Below are 17525 nucleotides of genomic sequence, written 5' to 3' on the forward strand. Positions count from 1 at the left end.
CGTTGTCGGCGTTTTGCTTGACGGTGCTGGTGAGCTCTTCCATCGAAGCGGCGGTCTGCTCCAGGGAGCTCGCCTGCTCTTCCGTGCGGGATGACAGATCCTGGTTGCCGCTGGCAATCTGGCCCGAGGCGACCAGGATCGAATCGGTCGTGGTCTTGATGCGGCCCACCACGTCGGTGAGCGTGTCTTCCATCTCGCCCATGCCGCGCAGCAGGCGGCCGAAGTCGCCGCCGCGATCGGTCTCGAAGTCCTGGCTCAGGTCGCCGGCGGCCACCGTGTCGGCGATCAGCAGCGCCTCGTTGATCGGCTCGACCACGCTGCGCGTCAGCATCCACGCCAGCGCGGCACCCAGCGCAACGGCCAGCGCCGCCAGCACCATCACCACGGTGCGGCCCGAGCGGTAGATCTCGTCGATGGACACGGCGCTCTTGTCGATCTGCGCCTGCTGGTGATCCAGCATGGCGCGGATGCTGCCGTCGTAGCCCTCGATGGCGGACAGGAGCTTGGCATTGATGAGCTCGTTCGCCTCGTCCTTCCTGCCGTCGGCCTTGAGCTTGACGAGCGTGTTGCGCAGCGCCACGTAGTCGCCGCGCTTCTTCTTGACGTCTTCGGCCAGGGCCAGCTCTTGCGGCGAGCTGAGCATGGCTTCGATCGTCTTCTGCGCTTCAGAGATCTCCGCGCTGGTCTTGCTGATGCGCTTCTGGAAGAACTCCTGCAGCGCCGCGTCGTCGGTCTTGAGCATCGCGAAGGTGCGCACGCTGTTGACGTTGGTGGCCTGCAGCCAGGTCGCGGCCAGCCGCTCCTTGGCCAGCGCGCGCTGCACCATCTCGTGGGTGGCGTCGCCCACGTCCTGCAGGCGAAGCACGCCGATGCAGGCGACGGCAACCACCAGGGCCAGCATCAGCGCAAATCCGGCGCCCAGCCGGGTTCCGATCTTCCAATCCTTCATCGTCTTCTCCTCGTAGTTATGGTGTTGCCTGGCGCAGCGTCGTCAGCCGAACTTCTGCATGATGCGAACGAGCTTTTGCCCGTACTGCGGATCGGTGGCGTAGCCGGCGCGCTGCAGGCCGTGCGCGGCCTGCGCCGGGTCGTCGGTGGCCAGCACATTGGCGTAGCGCGGGTTGCGGGTGATGAACTTCGCGTAGTCGGCAAAAGCCTCGTCGTAGGAGGCATAGGCGCGGAACTTCGCGCGCACCTTCTGCGGCTCGCCGTCCACGTATTCGGTGGTCGTGATCTCGACCGCCGGGCCCTTCCAGCTTCGATCGGCCTTGATGCCGAACAGGTTGAAGCTCTGCGTGCCGTCCTCGGCGCGGATCTCGCGCTTTCCCCAGCCCGACTCGAGCGCTGCCTGCGCCAGGATCAAGGGCGCAGGCACGCCGCTGGCGGCGCTCGCGGCCTGCGCCGAAGGCCCCATGCGGGCCACGAAGCTGTCGACATGGCCCTGCAGCGAGGCCAGCGCTGCAGGTGACGGGCGCGCCTCGGCCGACTGGTAGATGCTGAGGTCCACGGGCGCCGAACGCGCGGGCGCCGCGTCAGGCGCTGGCGTCGCCGCTGCAGCGCTGCGCCTGGCGATCGGCTGCGGCAACGGCATGGCTGCCACCTCGTCCTGTGCACCGTTGGCTACCCCTGGCCCGGCCGCCATGGTGTGGCGCAACTGCGCCAGCATCGCCTCGGCCAGGCCCAGGCCGCGCCCCGAAAGGCTTTGCGACAGCTGCTGGTCCAGCATCGAGAGGTAGACCTTCTCGCTCTGGCTGTCCAGCAGGCCGCTTTCGGGCGTGGCCTCGCGCATGCTCTTAAGCACCATGTTCATGAACAGCGCCTCGAATTGCCGCGAGACCTGCTTCAGGCCTTCGTCGGGCGCGCTGCGCACGGTGCGCCGCAGCGCATCCACGCCCTGCACATCCAGGGCGAAGCGCTGGTCGAGCGCGCCGCTGCGGTCTGCTGCTGAAATCGCCATGCCGTCCCCTGCCTTCAGATGATTTCGAGCTCGGCGCGCAAGGCCCCGGCCGTCTTCATCGCCTGCAGGATGGACACCAGGTCCTGCGGGTTGGCACCCAGGCTGTTCAGGCCCTTGACCACGTCGGCCAGGGAGGCGCCGCCGCGCACCACCTGCAGCGCGCCGCCCGCCTGATTGACCGAGATCTCCGAGGTCGGCGCCACCACCGTCCGGCCTTCGGAGAAGGGCGCGGGCTGGCTGATCACCGGGGCGGTGTTGATCACCACCGACAGGCTGCCATGCGCCACCGCGCAGTCGCTCACGCGCACCGCCTGGTTCATCACCACCGAGCCGGTGCGCGCATTGATCACCACGCGCGCCGGCGCCTGGGTGGGCGTCACCTCGATGCTCTCCAGGCGGGCCAGGAAGGCGACGCGCTCGGCCGCCGCATCCGGAGCGCGCACGCGCACCACCCGCGCGTCCATCGCATCGGCAATGCCGGCGCCGAACTGGCGGTTGATGGCCTCGGCCGCGCGCTGCGCGGTGCCGAAGTCGGAACGGTTGAGCTCCAGCGTGAAGGCGCCCTCGCCGCCCACCGGCGCTTCCAGCGCGCGCTCGACCAGCGCGCCGTTCGGAATGCGCCCCGAGCTGAGCTGGTTGATCTGCACCTTGCTGCCGTTGGCCGACGCGCCGGCGCCGCCCACCACCATGTTGCCCTGCGCGATGGCGTAGACCTGGCCGTCGGCGCCCTTGAGCGGCGTCATCAGCAAGGTGCCGCCGCGCAGGCTCTTGGCATTGCCCATGGAGGACACGGTGACGTCGATGCTCTGGCCCGGCCGCACGAAGGGCGGCAAGGTGGCGGTGACCATCACCGCCGCCACGTTCTTGAGCTGCATGTTGACCCCGGCCGGGATGGTCACGCCCAGCTGCGCCAGCATGTTGGTCAGGCTCTGCGTCGTGAAGGGCGTCTGCATGGTCTGGTCGCCGGTGCCATCCAGGCCGACCATCAGGCCGTAGCCGATGACCGGGTTGTCGCGCACGCCCTGGACGCTGGCCAGCTCGCGAAGCCGCTCGGCGCGCGCCGGTGTCAGCAGGGCAAGAACGGTCAGGGCGAGCAGCGCCAGCGCCAGAGTTCGGCTGATGGCGCGAAGCATGGAAATCATGGGGTTGGGCCTGCCTAGAACGGCATCACGTTGAGAAAGATTCGCTGCATCCAGCCCATGGTCTGGGCCTCGTCGATGTAGCCCTTGGCGCTGTACTCGATGCGGGCATCGGCCACCTGGGTGGACTGCACCGAGTTGTTGCCGGTCACGGTGCGCGGGTTCACCACGCCGGAGAAGCGGATGAACTCGGTGCCCTGGTTGATCAGCATCTGCTTCTCGCCCGACACCAGCAGGTTGCCGTTGGGCAGCACGTCCACCACCGTGACGGTGATGAGGCCGGTGAAGGTGTTGCCGGCGCTGGCGCCGCCCTTGGCCGCGAGGGCGTTGGTGGCCTTCAGATCGGCGCTCTGGTCGTCGAGCAGGCCGCCCAGCACCTTGGGGATCACGCTGAATTGCGCGTCCGTGCTGCCGTTGCGGCTGGCGTTGGCGCCCGAGCTCTTGCTGGCGTTCATGCGCTCGCTGATGACGATGGTCAGGACGTCGCCGACGTTGCGCGGGCGGCTGTCCTCGAACAGCGCATTGCTGCGCCCGCCGTCCTGGAAGATCGCCCCGTTGCGCGGCTTGCTGCGCGCGGCCTGCTGGGCGTCGGCGCGCGCCGTCATCGGCTGGTGCACCAGTGGCTCGCGCGGGAACTGCGCGCAGCCGGTGGCGAGCAGCGCGACCGCCAGCAGCGCCGCGGCGAAGCCAATGCGCGATGACGGTGCGTGTGTCACAGCTGGGCCAGGCGCTGCAGCATCTGGTCGGAGGTCTGCACGGCCTTGCTGTTGATTTCGTAGGAACGCTGGGTGGCGATCATGTTCACCAGCTCTTCCACCACGTTCACGTTGGAAGCTTCGACATAGCCCTGGTTCAGGATGCCGGCGCCGTCGATGCCCGGGTTCATCTGGTTGGCCGCGCCGGACGCGTCGGTTTCGGCGTACAGGTTCTCGCCCAGGCTCTGCAGACCGGTCGGGTTCAGGAACGTGGCCAGCTGCAGCTGGCCCACCTGCACCGTGTTGCTGCTGCCCGCCTGCGTGACCGACACCATGCCGTCGCGGCCGATGGTCAGGCTGGTGGCGTTCTGCGGCAGCGTGATGGCCGGCTGGATCTGGAAGCCGCTGGCCGTGACCAGCTGGCCATCGGCATCGGTCTGGAAGGAGCCGTCGCGGGTGTAGGCGGTGGTGCCATCCGGCATCAGCACCTGGAAGAAGCCCTGGCCGTTGATGGCCACGTCCTTCGGGTTCTCGGTCTTGGTCATGTTGCCCTGCGCATGGATGCGCTCGGTGGCCACCACGTGCACGCCGGTACCCACCTGCAGGCCCGAGGGCAGGCGCGTCTGGTCGGAGGTCTGGCCGCCGACCTGCCGCAGGTTCTGGTACATGAGGTCTTCGAACACGGCGCGGCTGCGCTTGAAACCGGTGGTGCCGACGTTGGCCAGGTTGTTGGACACCACGTCCAGCTGGGTCTGCTGGGCATCGAGGCCGGTCTTGGCGATGTGAAGGGAACGGATCATGGAAGGGGATTTCTCTAGTGGAAGAAGGGACCGCTTCAGCCGTAGGCCAGCAAGCGGTTGGCCGACTGCGCGCCCTCGTCGGCGGACTTGATCGACCGCATCTGCATCTCGAAGCGGCGGGCGTTGGCGATCATGTCGACCATGGCCTCGACCGGATTGACGTTGCTGCCCTCGATCACGCCGCTGACGAGGCGCACCGCAGGGTCGGCATCGGCCGCAGGCAGCCCGTCGCGCATGCGAAAGAGGCCGTCGTCGCCACGCACCAGGTCGGCCGTGGGCGGGTTCACCAGCTTGAGCCGGCCTACATCGCCCACGCCGGTCGGCGGATCGCCGGCGCCGCGCGCCGCGATCAGTCCGTCTGCCGCCACGGACGCCTGCGCCCCGGGCGGGATGGTCAGCGGGCCGGCATCGCCCAGCACGGGGCGTGCGCCCATGGTCAGCAGTTGCCCGTCGGCGCCGATCTGCAGGTTGCCGACACGCGTGTAGGCCTCGCTGCCATCGGCCGCCTGCACCACCAGCCAGCCCTCGCCCTGCACCGCCACGTCCAGCGCACGGCCGGTCTCGGTGAGCGGGCCGCGGCTGAAATCGGCGCCCGGCGTGGTGGCCGCCACGAAGGCGCGGGTGCGCGCCTCCTCGCCCACCACCGGCACCGCGCGAAAGGCGTTGATCTGCGCCCGAAAGCCCGGCGTCGAGACGTTGGCCATGTTGTTCGCCACCGAAGCCTGCTGCTCCATGGCCTGCTTGGCGCCGCTCATGGCGACATACAGCATGCGGTCCATGACGCGGCGCTCAGCGGATGTTCATCAGGGTCTGCATGACCTGGTCCTGCGTCTTCACGGTCTGCGCATTGGCCTGGTAGCTGCGCTGCGCGACGATCAGGTTGACCAGCTCGGAGGTCAGGTCGACGTTGGAAGACTCCAGCGCGCCCGAGGCGAGCGAGCCCTGCTTGGTGCCGGCGCCCGGCCGGCCGGTGAGCGGCTGGCCCGAGGCCAGCGTCTCGGCCCAGACGTTCTCGCCCTTGGGTTCCAGGCCGTTCACGTTGGCGAACGAAGACAGCACCACCTGGCCCAGGAGCTTGGACTGTTCGTTGGAGTACTTGCCGGTGATGGTGCCGTCCTCGTTGATCGAGAACGAGGTCAGGGTGCCGGAGGTGAAGCCGTCCTGCGTCAGCCGGTTCACCTCGTTGACGTTGCCGAACTGCGTGGTGCCGGAGAGGTTCACCGCCATGTTGAGCGGTGCCGAGCCGTTGGTGAAGTTCAGGCCCGCGATGTTCAGCGTGCCGCCGGCCGGCGCGGTCATGTTGCCGTTGTTGTCGAAGGTCAGGCTGGTCAGCGCGGCGCCGCCGTTGAGCGCCGCGCCGTCGGCCGTGCCGTACACGTCCCAGGTGTTGGCGCCGGTCTTGACGAAGAAGGCGCCCAGTTCGTGCGGGTTGCCCAGCGAGTCGTAAATCGGGCCGAGCGCGTTGGAATAGTTGTAGGTGGCCGAGTCGTTGGCGCTGAAGGGCGTCGCGGTGGGCACGGTGCTGCGCGAGTCAAGGTTGAACTCGGCCTCGATGCGGGTGGTGGCGTTCGGGTTCATCGAACTGGTCTGCACCTGCAGCGCCGTCGGCGTGCCGCCGTTGATGGTGCCGTTGGCCGACACGCCGAAGCCCGTCAGGCGCAGGCCGCTGGCATTGACGATGTAGCCGTCCTTGTCGCGCGTGAACTGGCCGTTGCGCGAGTACATGACTTCGCCGCTGGCGCTGGCCAGGCGAAAGAAGCCGTCGCCGTTGAGGATGGCCACGTCCAGCGGTCGGGTGCTGGTCTGCACCGAGCCCTGGGTGAAGTTCTGCACCACGCCAGAGACGGCGGCGCCCAGGCCGATGCGCGAGCCCGCATACACGTCCTGGAAGGTGGCGGCCGCCGACTTGAAGCCGATGGTGCCCGAGTTGGCAATGTTGTTGCCGATGACGTCGAGGTTCGCGGCGGCCACGTTCAGGCCGCTGATGCCCTGGGAAAAACTCATGATGAATCCTTGTTGCTGTGCAGTGGATGAATGGCGGGCGGATGGCGCCCTTACAGGAACATGCGCACGTCCGCGAGGCCGATGCTTCGGCCGGCCGCCAGCTCCAGCGAGACGCCGCCGCCGACCTGCTTGACGGCCGCCACCTGCGAGAAGGACAGCGCCGTGGCGTTCACCGCCGCGCCGCCGTTGCTGGCCACCACCGAATAGCGGTAGTTGCCCGCCTCGACCGCATCGCCGGCGTCGTTCTTGCCGTCCCAGCTGAGGCCGTTGACGCCCTGCGGCATCGCGCCTGCTTCGATGGTCCGGACCGTCTTGCCGGCGGCGTCGGTGATCACCACGCTGACGGCGCCGGCGGAGGCCGGCAGCTCCACGGCGAAGGGCACCGGGTCCTTGCCACTCGCCACCAGCTCGTTGCCCGGCGACAGCACCGAATAGCCGATCAGCGAGGCCGCCTGCAGCACCTGGCTGGCGCCGCTCTGGCTCACCAGGCCGGACAGCGCGGTGTTGAGCTTCTCGATGCCGCTCACGGTGCTCATCTGCGCCAGCTGCGAGGTGAGCTCGGCGTTCTGCATCGGGTTGAGCGGGTCCTGGTTGTTGAGCTGGGTCACCAGCAGCTTGAGAAAGCGCTGCTCGATGTCGGCGCTCGAACTGGCGCCGCTGGCGGCCGCGGCGGCGTTGGCGGATGCGGAATTGACGGCACTGGTGTCGGTCACGGCCATGGGATTTCTTCTTTGGAGGTAGGGGGCCTGGCGTTATTGGCCGACGCTGAGCGTCTTGACCATCAGCGTCTTGGCGGTGTTGAGCACCTCGACGTTGGCCTGGTAGCTGCGCGAGGCGGAGATCATGTTGGTCATCTCCTCCACCACGTTGACGTTGGGCATGCTCACGTAGCCGTTGGCATCGGCATGCGGATTCTTCGGGTCGTAGACGGTGCGCAAGGGCGAGTTGTCCTCGACCACCGAGGCCACGCGCACGCCGCCGATCTCCTGCCCGCCTGCGGCATCGACCTGAAACACCACCTGCTTGGCGCGGTAGGCCTGGCCGTCCGGCCCGGCCACGCTGTCGGCGTTGGCCATGTTGCTGGCACTGACGTTCATGCGCTGCGACTGCGCGCTCATGGCGGAGCCCGCCACGTGAAAGATGTTCATGGGCATGGGTAGCGCCTTCTTGTTGCGGCTACTGCTGCACCGCGGCCAGCAGCGTCTTGATCTTGGAACCCAGCACCGTGAGGTTGGATTCGTAACGCATCGCGTTGTCGGCGAAGTTGACGCGCTCGGCATCCATCTCCACCGTGTTGCCGTCGATGCTCGACTGGGCCGGCACGCGGTAGAGCAGGTCGTGGTCGGGCACCGCGCCGGCCTGCGCCTGCAGATGCCGTGCCGAGGTGGTGGAAAGCGACACCGACTGCGCCGCGCGGCCCTGCGCCACCGCCTGCGTCAGCCGGCTCGCGAAATCGAAGTCGCGCGCCTTGTAGTTGGGCGTGTCGGCGTGGGCGATGTTGGCCGCCAGGACCTCCTGGCGCTGCACCCGCAGATTGAGCGCTTCGCGTTGAAAGCTGAGCGCGACATCGAGCTTGTCGATCATGAAATTTCCATCGGTTGGCTACACGCCTGCCCCAGGAGGGCGCGGCGACAGATGGAAAGCGAGTCTATGCACGCATCGCGCTGGCAATGGGCCGAACAGCGGGGGCTTTGGCCTGCACTTCGGCTCTTCCGGCGCGTGGCCGCGTTCCTAGAATGACCCGGCCCCGGCTCGCGCCACCCTCACTCCATATCCATGCAGCAGACACCACGATCGCGCATTCGCCCCCTGGCCCTTGCCGCGCTGGCATGGCTGCCGCTGCCCGGGTCGGCTGGAACGCCGGCTCGGCAGCCGCTTCCCGATGCGGCGCGCATCGCCATCGAGCAGTTGGTGCAAGCCCAGGCAGCCGGCCTGCCACGCCGCATTGGCGTTCGCCTGCAGGGGCCCGGTGGCGGCACCCTGCCCCCTTGCGAAGCGCCCGAAGCCTTTCTTGCGCCCGGCACCGCGCTGCGCGGCCGGGTCTCGATCGGGCTGCGCTGCCCGGCCGCAGACGCGCCCTGGACGCGCTACGTGCAGGCCTATGTCGAGGTGCAGGGCCGCTACTTCGTCGCCGCCCGCGCCATCGAGGCCGGCCAGGCATTGGGCGCGGCCGACCTGGCCGAGCGCAGCGGCGACCTGGCGGCCTTGCCGCGCTCGGTCGTCACTGACGCGGCGCCGCTGCGCGGCGTCATTGCCGCCAACCGCATCTCGGCCGGGGCGCCGCTGCGCAAGGAACTGCTGCGCGGCCAGGTCGTGATCCAGCAGGGCCAATGGGTGCAGGTGGTGGCGCAGGGGGCAGGCTTTTCGGTCAGCACCGAGGCCAAGGCCATGACGCGTGCCGAGGTCGGCGCCCTGGTGCAGGCCAAGACGCGCGACGGCCGGCTGGTGAGCGGCGTCGCGGACGAAGAGGGGCAGATCCGGTTGGCCCAATAGCTTCCCGAATCGCCTAAAGTTTCGACCGGACCTGCCGATATAAGGCTCAGCCCTTTCTAGGAAAGCATCTTGAAAATCGATCCACCCGCCCCGCCGGCCCTTGGCCCGACCCGCCTGCAGTCCAAGGCGGGAACCCCCGTCTTGCCCGGGACGGGCGAGGCCGGCGCGGCCCAGCCACCCAAGGAGTCCGCCCCCATGTCCGGCCAGGTTCGTTCGCTGCCGAGCGCCCCGGGCGGGAGCGACTTCGACGCGGCGCGCGTCGCCGCGATCCGGGAGGACATCCGCGCCGGGCGCTACCAGGTTCACCCCGAGCGCATCGCCGACGGCCTCTTGAACAGCGTGCGCGACCTGCTGGAGGCGAAGAAGAAGCCATGAGCACCTTGCTGCCGCATCTGCTGGCCGAAAGTGCCGGCATCGAAGCCTTCCTCGCGCTGCTGGACCAGGAAGAACAGGCCATGGCGGACGGCCGCTTCAAGGAGCTCCCCGCCCTCACCGCCCGCAAGGCACGGCTGCAGGAGCGCATGGCCGAGCTCGACCGGCAACGTGAAGCGGCGCAGTTGACGTTGGGCTTCGCGGCCGGACGCGCCGGCGCGGACGCAGCGGCAGGGGCCGGTGGCGAAGCCGTGTGCGCAGCCTGGGCGACGCTGCTGGGCCTTGCCGAGCGAGCCAAGGCAGCCAATCGGCGCAACGCCGCGATGGTGTTCGGCCATCTGGACTTCACGCAGAACGCCCTGCGCTTCCTGCGCGACAGCGGCCAGATGTTCTACGGCCCGGACGGCGCGCGCAAAGCGGCGGGCGGCGCCGGAACCCGCCTGGCGCTGGGCTGAGCGCCTCGCCCCTGAAACCTCCTGACACCGCGCTGTCAGGAGCAGGTCTGCATCATGCGGGATTGTTCATTGAGACACCGTCTGTCTGTCAGGAGCACCCCCATGAAGAAGACCTATACCGGCAGCTGCCATTGCGGCGCCGTCCGTTACGAAGCCGACATCGACCTGGCCGCGGGCACCGGCCGGTGCAACTGCAGCATCTGCACCAAGACGCGCAACTGGGGCGCCATCGTGAAGCCGGCGGACTTCCGCCTGCTGGCCGGCGAGGAGGCATTGAGCGACTACCAGTTCGGCACCCAAAGCGCGCATCACCTCTTTTGCAAGCACTGCGGCGTGCGGCCCTTCGGGCGCGGCTACATCGAGCAGATCGGCGGCGACTACGTGTCGGTGCGGCTGGCAACGCTGGACGACGTGCAGGCCGAAGAACTGATCAGCGCGCCCATCCACTATTCGGACGGGCGCAACAACGCCTGGTGGAACAGCCCGGCCGAGACGCGTCACCTGTAGTCGACATCAAGCGTCCAGGCAGCGCAATCCGAGGTGCTGGGCAAACAGCAGCAGGGCGCGTCGTCACGTCCCGGCGACTCTGAAATAGTCGACGAGGATCACTTGCCGTCGACCCGCATGGCGTTCAGATCGCCCTGCCAGTCCAGCTTGCCGCGCAACTGGTGCAACTGCTCCTGTTGATGCAGGCGCAGCACGGTACGCAGACCGAACTCGACCACCTCGCGCTTGGTCTTCAGGCCCGTCACGCGCAGGGCTTCCCTCATCAGCTTGGCGTCGATTTCGATGTTGGTCCGCACGATGTGCACCCTCTTTAGACGCATACGCTATCCCAACTCCCGCCACATGTGCACCTTCGCGTGGAAGCGCCCGTCGACGCACACCGCCATCGGTTCCACGCCGAAGGTCTTGAAGCCGCAGCGCTCGTACAGGGCCTGGGCGCTGTCGTTGCCCTGGGTCACGGTGAGCTGCACCAGCCGCAAGTCGCCGCGCGCGCGGGCCGCCTCGAGCACCGCCTGCACCAGGCGCTGGCCCGCGCCGTGGCGCCGTGCGGAAGGCGCAACGTACATGCCGAACAGCAGGCCCTTGTGGCGCGACCGGATGCGCGTCTCGGGAACGTTGAGGCCGGCAACGCCCACCAGTCGGCCCTGCGTATCAAAGGCGCCGAACACGACAGTCGGCGCAGGGTCGGCCGGCGCCAGCCGCTCGGCCCAGTAGGACAGCGGCAGGCCGACCCGCTCCGAGTGGCTGGTGGTGAAAGCTTCCGGGTACTTTTCGTAAGCCTCCAGCATCAAGGCGCGATGGGCGGCGGCGTCGGCGGGCGTGAGGCGGCGAAGGCTGGGCATGGGCGGGCATTCTCCCCCAGGACCTCGGGTGGCCGACACCTCGCGCACAATGTCGCCATGCAACTGAACTTCATTGGAAATTCGAACGTTCTGTCAGCTTCCGGCAAGACCCTGCCGGTGCTGGATCCCTCCGACGGCCAGGCCTTCGACGAGCTGCAGCGCAGCAACGCGACCGACATCGACGCCGCCGTGCGCGCGGCGCGCGACTGCTTCGACAACAGCTGGCACAAGGTGAGCGCGGCCGAGCGCGGGCGGCTGATGATGAAGCTGGCGCAGAAGATCGCCGCCCACGCCGACGAACTCTCCTTGCTGGAGCAGCGCGACTGCGGCAAGCCGGTGAAGCAGGCGCGCGCCGATGCGCTGGCGCTGGTGCGCTACTTCGAGTTCTATGCCGGCGCCTGCGACAAGCTGCACGGCGAGACCATCCCCTACCAGGACGGCTACAGCGTCTTCACCTGGCGCGAGCCGCACGGCGTCACCGGCCACATCATTCCCTGGAACTACCCGATGCAGATCTTCGGGCGCAGCGTGGGCGGCGCGCTGGCGGCCGGCAATGCCTGCGTGGTGAAGCCCGCGGAAGACGCCTGCCTCTCGCTGATCCGGGTGGCGCAGCTGGCGGCCGAAGTCGGCTTTCCGCCGGGCGCCATCAACATCGTGACAGGCTATGGCCACGAGGTCGGCGACGCACTGGCGCGGCACCCCGGCATCGACCACATCAGTTTCACCGGCAGCCCCAAGGTGGGCACCCTGATCCAGCAGGTGGCGGCGGAACGGCATTGCCCGGTGACGCTGGAGCTGGGCGGCAAGAGCCCGCAGCTGATCTTTGCCGATGCCGACCTGGATGCAGCCATCCCGGTGGTCATCAACGCCATCGTGCAGAACGCCGGCCAGACCTGCTCGGCGGGTTCGCGCGTGCTGATCGAGAAGGCGATCTACGAGCCGCTGCTCGAGCGCCTGGGCCAGGCCTTCGCGGGGCTGCGCGTGGGCCCGGCGGCGATGGACCTGGACGTGGGCCCGCTGATTCGCCAGTCGCAACAGCAACGCGTATGGGACTTCCTCAGCGACGCCCACGTGGCCGGCATCCCGATGGTGGCGCAGGGCACGATCGTCGACGAGGCGCCCGAGACCGGCTTCTACCAGGCCCCCACCCTGCTGCGCGACGTGCCGGTGGATCACCGCCTGGCGCAGGAGGAGGTGTTCGGCCCGGTGCTGGCAGCCATGCAGTTTGCCGACGAGGACGAGGCCGTCGCCCTGGCCAACGCCACGCACTTCGGCCTGGTGGCCGGCGTCTGGACCGAGAACGGTGCGCGCCAGTTCCGCATGGCCAAGCGGCTGCGCAGCGGCCAGGTGTTCATCAACAACTACGGCGCCGGCGGCGGCGTGGAGCTGCCCTTCGGCGGCGTGAAGTCATCGGGCTATGGCCGCGAGAAGGGCTTCGAGGCGCTGTACGGCTTCACCACGCTCAAGACCGTGGCCGTCAAGCACAACTGATTTCAACGATCGAAGAAGAGAGACATATGCGCGTCAAGAACAAATCCATCATCGTGACCGGCGCCGGCGGCGGCATCGGCGAAGGCATTGCCAAGCGGCTGGCGCAGGAAGGCGCCCAGGTCATCGTCAACGACATCAACGAGGCACTCGGCCTGCAGGTGGTGGACGCCATCCTCCGCGAAGGCGGCCAGGCCTCCTTCTTCGCCGCCGACGTGACGAAGTCGGATCAGGTCAAGGCCCTGGTCGATGCCGCCGTTGGTCGCCACGGCAAGCTGGACGTGATGGTCAACAACGCCGGCTGGACGCACCGCAACCGCCCTGCGTTGGAAGTGAGCGAGGAAGAATTCGACAAGTGCTATGCCGTGAACATGAAGAGCATCTACCTGGCGACCGTGCACGCGGTGCCGGCCTTTCGGGCCAACCAGGGCGGCAGCTTCATCAACATCGCCTCCACCGCCGGCGTGCGTCCGCGCCCTGGCCTCACCTGGTACAACGGCTCCAAGGGCGCGGTGATCACCACCAGCAAGTCGCTGGCGGCCGAACTGGGGCCGGACAACATTCGGGTGAACTGCATCAACCCGGTGTTCAACCCCGACACCGGCCTGTCGGCCGAATTCGCCGGCGGCCCGCTCACCGAGGAACGCCGCGAAAAGTTCCGCGCCACCATTCCGCTGGGGCGCTTCTCGACCGCGCTGGACGTGGCCAACGCGGCGCTGTACCTGGCGAGCGACGAAGCAGCTTTCATCAGCGGCGTGTGCATCGAGGTGGACGGCGCCAGGTGCGTCTGACCGGGCGGCATTAACCCGCTTGGCAGGATGAGGCCGCACATGCGCTAAATTGCGGGCTCCCCCGATAGATCCATGGCCTCGCCGATCATTCCCATTGCCGACCTTCGCAGCGCGCGCACGGCCCGCGTGCCGGATCTGGCCGTGCCCGCCACCGGCGTGCTGCACGACCGCCTGGGCCGGCCGCTGACGGACCTGCGCATCAGCGTGACGGACCGCTGCAACTTCCGTTGCAGCTACTGCATGCCCAAGGAAGTCTTCGACAAGGACTACCCCTACCTGCCGCACAGCGCGCTCTTGAGCTTCGAAGAAATCACCCGCCTGGCGCGCGTCTTCGCGGCCCACGGCGTGCGCAAGATCCGCCTCACCGGCGGCGAACCGCTGCTGCGCAAGAACATCGAGCTGCTGATTGAGCAACTGGCCCAGCTGCGCACGCCGGATGGCCAGCCGCTGGACCTGACGCTCACCACCAACGGGTCTCTCCTGGCCCGCAAGGCCAAGGCGCTGAAGGACGCCGGCTTGCAGCGCGTCACCGTCAGCCTGGACGGCTTGGACGACGAGGTGTTCCGCAGCATGAACGACGTCGACTTCCCGGTGGCGCAGGTGCTCACCGGGCTGGACGCGGCCCACGCCGCGGGCCTGGGACCGATCAAGATCAACATGGTGGTCAAGCGCGGCACCAACGAGAACGAAATCCTGCCGATGGCGCGGCGCTTTCGCGGCACCGGCATGGTGCTGCGCTTCATCGAGTACATGGACGTGGGCGCCACCAACGGCTGGCGCATGGACGAGGTGCTGCCGTCGAGCGAGGTGGTGCGCCGCATTGCCGAAGAGTTTCCGCTGGTGCCGCTCGAACACAGCGCACCGGGCGAGACGGCGCAGCGCTGGGGCTATGCCGGCGCCAATGGCCAATTCGACCCTGCCCTGGGCGAGATCGGCGTCATCAGCAGCGTGACCCAGGCCTTCTGCCGCGACTGCAGCCGCGCCCGCCTGTCCACCGAAGGCAAGCTCTACCTGTGCCTCTTTGCCAGCGGCGGCCACGACCTGCGCCCGCTGCTGCGTGAAGAGAAGGCCAGCGATGAAGAGATCGCCTCGGCCATCGGCCACATCTGGCAGGGCCGCGCCGACCGCTATTCGGAGCTGCGCGGCCAGCTGGCGCCGGACAACAGCGCCACGCCGGGCGCACGCCGCGTCGAGATGAGCTACATCGGCGGATAGCGCCGCGCATCACGCAGCACACATCGCGCCACAATAGGCGGATGCACATCACAGCAGAAGACATCACCGGCCTGGTGCTGGCCGGCGGACGCGCAACGCGCATGGGCGGCATCGACAAGGGCCTGCAGAGCTTCAACGGCACGCCGCTCGCCCTGCACGCCCTGCTGCGCCTCGCGCCGCAAGTCGGCCACACCATGGTGAACGCCAACCGCAACCTGGCGGCCTACGAGTCCTTCGGCACGCCCGTCTGGCCCGACGGCCTGGCCGACTACGCGGGCCCGCTGGCGGGCTTCCTGGTCGGGCTGGAGCGCTGCGAAACGCCCTACCTGCTGACGGTGCCCTGCGACAGCCCGCTGTTCCCGCTCGACCTGGCAAGCCGCCTGGCGCAGGCGCTGGAACGCGAAGACGCGCAGATCGCCATGGCCAGCGGCGCCGAGCCGCAAAAGGATGGCAGCGTGCAGATGCGCGCACAGCCGGTGTTCTGCCTGCTGCGGGCCGACTTGCTGGAAAGCCTGGTGCGCTTCACCCAGGAGGGCGGCCGCAAGATCGACGCCTGGACCGCCACCCACAAGACCGTGCTGGTGCCCTTCGACCGCGAAGGCGACGCGCGCGAGGCCTTCTTCAACGCCAACACCCTGGCCGAGCTGCACGCGCTCGAGCAGCAGCGCGGCTGAAGACAAGCACCACCATGACCCGCATCGAAGAAATTGCCGCGCAGCTGGCCGGCTACGACCCCAAGGCGCTGGGGGTGGATGGCGTGCAGGCCTTCCTGGCGCGGCTGGTGCAGCCCGCGGCCATGAACGAAGAGGAAGATGTCGCGCTGTTCGACGCGCTGGACCGCGTGCTGGCGCAAGACATCATCTCGCCCTTCAGCGTGCCGCCGCACGACAACTCGGCGATGGACGGCTTTGCCTTCGACGGCGCCATGCTGGAACAGGCGGGCCAGGCGGGCGTGGAAACCATCGAGCTGCGCGCGATCGCCACCGCACTGGCCGGCGCCGCCTGGCGCGGCACCGTGGGCCCGGGCGAGGCGGTGAAGATCATGACCGGCGCCGTGATGCCGGCGGGCCTCGACACCGTGATCCCGCAGGAGTTCTGCGAGATCGACGGCGATCAAGTGCGCTTTCCCGCCAAAGTGCTGCGGCGCGGCGACAACCGGCGCAAGCTGGGCGAGGACCTGCGCCAGGGCGAGCCGGCCCTCACCCGCGGCGACCGCTTCACGCCGGCCGCCCTGGGCATGGCCGGCAGCCTGGGCCTGGCCCGCGTGCCGGTGCTGCGCCGCCTGCGGGTGGCCTACTTCTCCACCGGCGACGAGATCCTGAGCCTGGGCGAGCCGCCGCGCGAAGGCGCGGTGTACGACAGCAATCGCTACACCGTGTTCGGCCTGCTCAAGCGCCTGGGCTGCGAGGTGATCGACCTCGGCCTGGTGCGCGACGACCCCGCCGCGCTGGAAGCCACGCTGCAACGTGCCGCCAACGAGGCCGACGCCATCATCACCAGCGGCGGCGTGAGCGTGGGCGAGGCCGACCACACCCGCGCCGTGATGCAGCGCCTGGGCGACATGGCCTTCTGGCGCGTCGCCATGCGGCCGGGCCGGCCGATGGCGGTGGGCCTCATTCCCAAGACCGGCGCGGCGGGCCACCCAGCCGTGCTGTTCGGCCTGCCGGGCAATCCGGTGGCGGTGATGGTGACCTTTCTGGCCTTCGTGCGCCCCGCCCTGTTGCGCCTGATGGGCTGCAACGAGGCCAGCGCGGCCCCGCCGCCGCTGCTGCGGGCCCGAAGCACGATGGCGATCCGCAAGAAAGCCGGCCGCACCGAGTACCAGCGCGGCTTCGTGCAGATGGTGCCCGGCGCCATGCCCGAGGTGCGCATCGCCGGCAACCAGGGCTCGGGCGTGCTCAGCTCCATGGTCGAGGCCAATGGCCTGGTGGTGCTGCACCACGGCCAGGGCAGCGTTGCGGCTGGCGACGAGGTGGACGTGATGGTGTTCGAGGGCGTGATTTAGGCGCGATGGTTGCGGGAAGCCGGCCAGATCCTTAAACTGGCGTTAACGCAAACCTTAACGGATACCGAAAAATGGCACTTCGGGCATCAGACATCGTTCCCATCAGCGAAGCGCGCGCCCGGCTCACCGAGCTGGCCGAGGACGTGGTGGGAAGCGGCTCGGAAAAGGTATTGACCAAGAATGGCGCGAGTTACGTCGCCCTGGTCGACGCTCGCCGTCTCGACTACTACCATGCCCTCGAGTCGGAGCATGCCAGCCTCGCACTCGCAAGCGACGCCATTGCCGGCCTTCGGCAAGCCTTGGCAGGGCAATTCGTGCCTGACGAGGAACTAGATCAGACGCTTGGCGTCGCGCCGGCGCGGTGAGCATTCCGGTCAACGCAAGAGTTCGGGCGGTACCGAACTTTCTGGCGGGCCTTCGCGCTGCACTCGCGTTCATGCAACACCAGGACGCCGCTTCTGCTTCGGAGCGCTTCAAGAAGCTGCAATCCGAAGTTCAAAAAGCGCGGGCGCTCATCTCCTTTGCACCCGCAAGCGGCCGACCTGCTCGCTTTCTTGACGCCAAGTCAGGATGGGCGCAGTTTCAAGCTGAGCAGGCGAGGCAGCTCGCCCGGGACCTTGGTATGCCGGAACTGCGGGAACTGGTCTTGGCTCGCCACGTTGTTCTCTACGCTCATTCCAGGCAGGAAGCCGTGTTGCTTTCAATACGGCACGAACGCCAGCTGACCTACCAATTGCCCGCGGATTCGGCTTGATGTTCAGT

23 protein-coding genes are annotated in these 17525 nt (G+C 68.3%); 11 read left to right on the forward strand and 12 right to left on the reverse strand.

Going from position 1 to position 17525, the window contains the following annotated elements; genetic code table 11:
- The 10 genes from ACIPRI_RS25870 to flgB form a co-directional block, all read right to left on the reverse strand.
- On the reverse strand, positions 1–949 hold a 949-nt coding region (locus ACIPRI_RS25870), incomplete at its 3' end, for an MCP four helix bundle domain-containing protein (RefSeq protein ID WP_446624377.1).
- A 42-nt stretch (positions 950–991) separates the two neighbouring features.
- Positions 992–1957, reverse strand: coding sequence for a flagellar assembly peptidoglycan hydrolase FlgJ (flgJ, locus tag ACIPRI_RS25875; RefSeq protein ID WP_446624378.1), 966 nt, complete (start codon positions 1955–1957; stop codon positions 992–994).
- A gap of 14 nt (positions 1958–1971) precedes the next feature.
- Positions 1972–3099, reverse strand: coding sequence for a flagellar basal body P-ring protein FlgI (locus ACIPRI_RS25880; RefSeq protein ID WP_446624379.1), 1128 nt, complete (start codon positions 3097–3099; stop codon positions 1972–1974).
- 14 nt (positions 3100–3113) lie between these two features.
- Positions 3114–3812, reverse strand: coding sequence for a flagellar basal body L-ring protein FlgH (locus ACIPRI_RS25885; protein ID WP_446624380.1), 699 nt, complete (start codon positions 3810–3812; stop codon positions 3114–3116).
- Positions 3809–4591 carry a flagellar basal-body rod protein FlgG gene (gene flgG, locus ACIPRI_RS25890; protein WP_446624381.1) on the reverse strand — a complete coding sequence of 261 codons (783 nt, stop codon included), beginning with the start codon at positions 4589–4591 and terminating at the stop codon, positions 3809–3811. Before flgG ends, ACIPRI_RS25885 begins: the two co-directional genes overlap by 4 nt.
- Before the next feature lie 35 nt (positions 4592–4626).
- Entirely contained in the window at positions 4627–5370 is a 744-nt protein-coding gene (locus tag ACIPRI_RS25895; protein ID WP_446624382.1) for a flagellar basal body rod protein FlgF, read from the reverse strand.
- Between the two features lie 10 nt (positions 5371–5380).
- Positions 5381–6595: a flagellar hook protein FlgE gene (gene flgE, locus ACIPRI_RS25900; protein ID WP_446624383.1), complete on the reverse strand. Its 1215-nt coding sequence runs from the start codon at positions 6593–6595 to the stop codon at positions 5381–5383.
- Between the two features lie 50 nt (positions 6596–6645).
- Positions 6646–7314, reverse strand: a complete 669-nt coding sequence (locus tag ACIPRI_RS25905; protein WP_446624384.1) for a flagellar hook assembly protein FlgD — start codon at positions 7312–7314, stop codon at positions 6646–6648.
- A gap of 33 nt (positions 7315–7347) precedes the next feature.
- A complete protein-coding gene (flgC, locus tag ACIPRI_RS25910) occupies positions 7348–7749 on the reverse strand; it encodes a flagellar basal body rod protein FlgC (RefSeq protein WP_446624385.1) in 402 nt (133 codons plus the stop codon).
- Between the two features lie 22 nt (positions 7750–7771).
- Positions 7772–8179, reverse strand: a complete 408-nt coding sequence (gene flgB / locus ACIPRI_RS25915) for a flagellar basal body rod protein FlgB (protein ID WP_446624386.1) — start codon at positions 8177–8179, stop codon at positions 7772–7774.
- A gap of 192 nt (positions 8180–8371) precedes the next feature.
- On the opposite strand from flgB, the gene flgA reads away from it, so the two are divergent.
- From flgA to ACIPRI_RS25935, 4 genes are all read left to right on the forward strand, one after another.
- Positions 8372–9088 (forward strand): flagellar basal body P-ring formation chaperone FlgA, encoded by a 717-nt coding sequence (gene flgA / locus ACIPRI_RS25920; protein WP_446624387.1) that lies wholly within the window; start codon positions 8372–8374, stop codon positions 9086–9088.
- A gap of 69 nt (positions 9089–9157) precedes the next feature.
- Positions 9158–9463, forward strand: a complete 306-nt coding sequence (gene flgM / locus ACIPRI_RS25925; RefSeq protein WP_446624388.1) for a flagellar biosynthesis anti-sigma factor FlgM — start codon at positions 9158–9160, stop codon at positions 9461–9463.
- Complete coding sequence (flgN, locus tag ACIPRI_RS25930; RefSeq protein WP_446624389.1) at positions 9460–9915, forward strand: flagellar export chaperone FlgN; 456 nt, start codon at positions 9460–9462, stop codon at positions 9913–9915. Before flgM ends, flgN begins: the two co-directional genes overlap by 4 nt.
- 102 nt (positions 9916–10017) lie before the next feature.
- On the forward strand, positions 10018–10422 hold the full coding sequence (locus tag ACIPRI_RS25935) for a GFA family protein (RefSeq protein WP_446624390.1): 405 nt from the start codon (positions 10018–10020) through the stop codon (positions 10420–10422).
- 98 nt (positions 10423–10520) lie between these two features.
- Here ACIPRI_RS25935 and ACIPRI_RS25940 read toward each other — a convergent pair whose 3' ends face one another.
- Both ACIPRI_RS25940 and ACIPRI_RS25945 read right to left on the reverse strand, forming a co-directional pair.
- Complete coding sequence (locus ACIPRI_RS25940) at positions 10521–10718, reverse strand: type II toxin-antitoxin system VapB family antitoxin (protein ID WP_446624391.1); 198 nt, start codon at positions 10716–10718, stop codon at positions 10521–10523.
- A gap of 27 nt (positions 10719–10745) precedes the next feature.
- Positions 10746–11264, reverse strand: a complete 519-nt coding sequence (locus ACIPRI_RS25945) for an N-acetyltransferase family protein (protein ID WP_446624392.1) — start codon at positions 11262–11264, stop codon at positions 10746–10748.
- Positions 11265–11321: 57 nt separating this feature from the next.
- Here ACIPRI_RS25945 and ACIPRI_RS25950 point away from each other — a divergent pair, with 57 nt between their 5' ends.
- The 7 genes from ACIPRI_RS25950 (at position 11322) to ACIPRI_RS25980 (ending at position 17517) form a co-directional block, all read left to right on the forward strand.
- A complete protein-coding gene (locus ACIPRI_RS25950; RefSeq protein ID WP_446624393.1) occupies positions 11322–12755 on the forward strand; it encodes an aldehyde dehydrogenase family protein in 1434 nt (477 codons plus the stop codon).
- Positions 12756–12781: 26 nt separating this feature from the next.
- Positions 12782–13543: an SDR family oxidoreductase gene (locus ACIPRI_RS25955; protein WP_446624394.1), complete on the forward strand. Its 762-nt coding sequence runs from the start codon at positions 12782–12784 to the stop codon at positions 13541–13543.
- A 72-nt stretch (positions 13544–13615) separates the two neighbouring features.
- Positions 13616–14758 carry a GTP 3',8-cyclase MoaA gene (gene moaA, locus ACIPRI_RS25960; protein WP_446624395.1) on the forward strand — a complete coding sequence of 381 codons (1143 nt, stop codon included), beginning with the start codon at positions 13616–13618 and terminating at the stop codon, positions 14756–14758.
- A gap of 41 nt (positions 14759–14799) precedes the next feature.
- Complete coding sequence (gene mobA / locus ACIPRI_RS25965) at positions 14800–15432, forward strand: molybdenum cofactor guanylyltransferase MobA (protein ID WP_446624396.1); 633 nt, start codon at positions 14800–14802, stop codon at positions 15430–15432.
- 14 nt (positions 15433–15446) lie between these two features.
- Entirely contained in the window at positions 15447–16763 is a 1317-nt protein-coding gene (moeA, locus tag ACIPRI_RS25970) for a molybdopterin molybdotransferase MoeA (RefSeq protein ID WP_446624397.1), read from the forward strand.
- Positions 16764–16834: 71 nt separating this feature from the next.
- Positions 16835–17128 (forward strand): type II toxin-antitoxin system Phd/YefM family antitoxin, encoded by a 294-nt coding sequence (locus ACIPRI_RS25975; RefSeq protein WP_446624398.1) that lies wholly within the window; start codon positions 16835–16837, stop codon positions 17126–17128.
- 71 nt (positions 17129–17199) lie between these two features.
- Positions 17200–17517, forward strand: a complete 318-nt coding sequence (locus tag ACIPRI_RS25980) for a hypothetical protein (RefSeq protein WP_446624399.1) — start codon at positions 17200–17202, stop codon at positions 17515–17517.
- Positions 17518–17525: the final 8 nt, after the last annotated feature.

This window comes from Variovorax sp. LARHSF232 (genome assembly GCF_052871435.1).

Coding starts and splice junctions, on each gene's coding strand:
- flgJ (WP_446624378.1), bottom strand. CDS start 1,957: ATGGCGATTTCAGCAGCAGACCGCAGCGGCGCGCTCGACCAGCGCTTC.
- ACIPRI_RS25880 (WP_446624379.1), bottom strand. CDS start 3,099: ATGATTTCCATGCTTCGCGCCATCAGCCGAACTCTGGCGCTGGCGCTG.
- flgG (WP_446624381.1), bottom strand. CDS start 4,591: ATGATCCGTTCCCTTCACATCGCCAAGACCGGCCTCGATGCCCAGCAG.
- ACIPRI_RS25895 (WP_446624382.1), bottom strand. CDS start 5,370: ATGGACCGCATGCTGTATGTCGCCATGAGCGGCGCCAAGCAGGCCATG.
- flgE (WP_446624383.1), bottom strand. CDS start 6,595: ATGAGTTTTTCCCAGGGCATCAGCGGCCTGAACGTGGCCGCCGCGAAC.
- ACIPRI_RS25905 (WP_446624384.1), bottom strand. CDS start 7,314: ATGGCCGTGACCGACACCAGTGCCGTCAATTCCGCATCCGCCAACGCC.
- flgC (WP_446624385.1), bottom strand. CDS start 7,749: ATGCCCATGAACATCTTTCACGTGGCGGGCTCCGCCATGAGCGCGCAG.
- flgB (WP_446624386.1), bottom strand. CDS start 8,179: ATGATCGACAAGCTCGATGTCGCGCTCAGCTTTCAACGCGAAGCGCTC.
- flgA (WP_446624387.1), top strand. CDS start 8,372: ATGCAGCAGACACCACGATCGCGCATTCGCCCCCTGGCCCTTGCCGCG.
- flgN (WP_446624389.1), top strand. CDS start 9,460: ATGAGCACCTTGCTGCCGCATCTGCTGGCCGAAAGTGCCGGCATCGAA.
- ACIPRI_RS25935 (WP_446624390.1), top strand. CDS start 10,018: ATGAAGAAGACCTATACCGGCAGCTGCCATTGCGGCGCCGTCCGTTAC.
- ACIPRI_RS25945 (WP_446624392.1), bottom strand. CDS start 11,264: ATGCCCAGCCTTCGCCGCCTCACGCCCGCCGACGCCGCCGCCCATCGC.
- ACIPRI_RS25950 (WP_446624393.1), top strand. CDS start 11,322: ATGCAACTGAACTTCATTGGAAATTCGAACGTTCTGTCAGCTTCCGGC.
- ACIPRI_RS25955 (WP_446624394.1), top strand. CDS start 12,782: ATGCGCGTCAAGAACAAATCCATCATCGTGACCGGCGCCGGCGGCGGC.
- moaA (WP_446624395.1), top strand. CDS start 13,616: ATGGCCTCGCCGATCATTCCCATTGCCGACCTTCGCAGCGCGCGCACG.
- mobA (WP_446624396.1), top strand. CDS start 14,800: ATGCACATCACAGCAGAAGACATCACCGGCCTGGTGCTGGCCGGCGGA.
- moeA (WP_446624397.1), top strand. CDS start 15,447: ATGACCCGCATCGAAGAAATTGCCGCGCAGCTGGCCGGCTACGACCCC.
- ACIPRI_RS25975 (WP_446624398.1), top strand. CDS start 16,835: ATGGCACTTCGGGCATCAGACATCGTTCCCATCAGCGAAGCGCGCGCC.
- ACIPRI_RS25980 (WP_446624399.1), top strand. CDS start 17,200: ATGCAACACCAGGACGCCGCTTCTGCTTCGGAGCGCTTCAAGAAGCTG.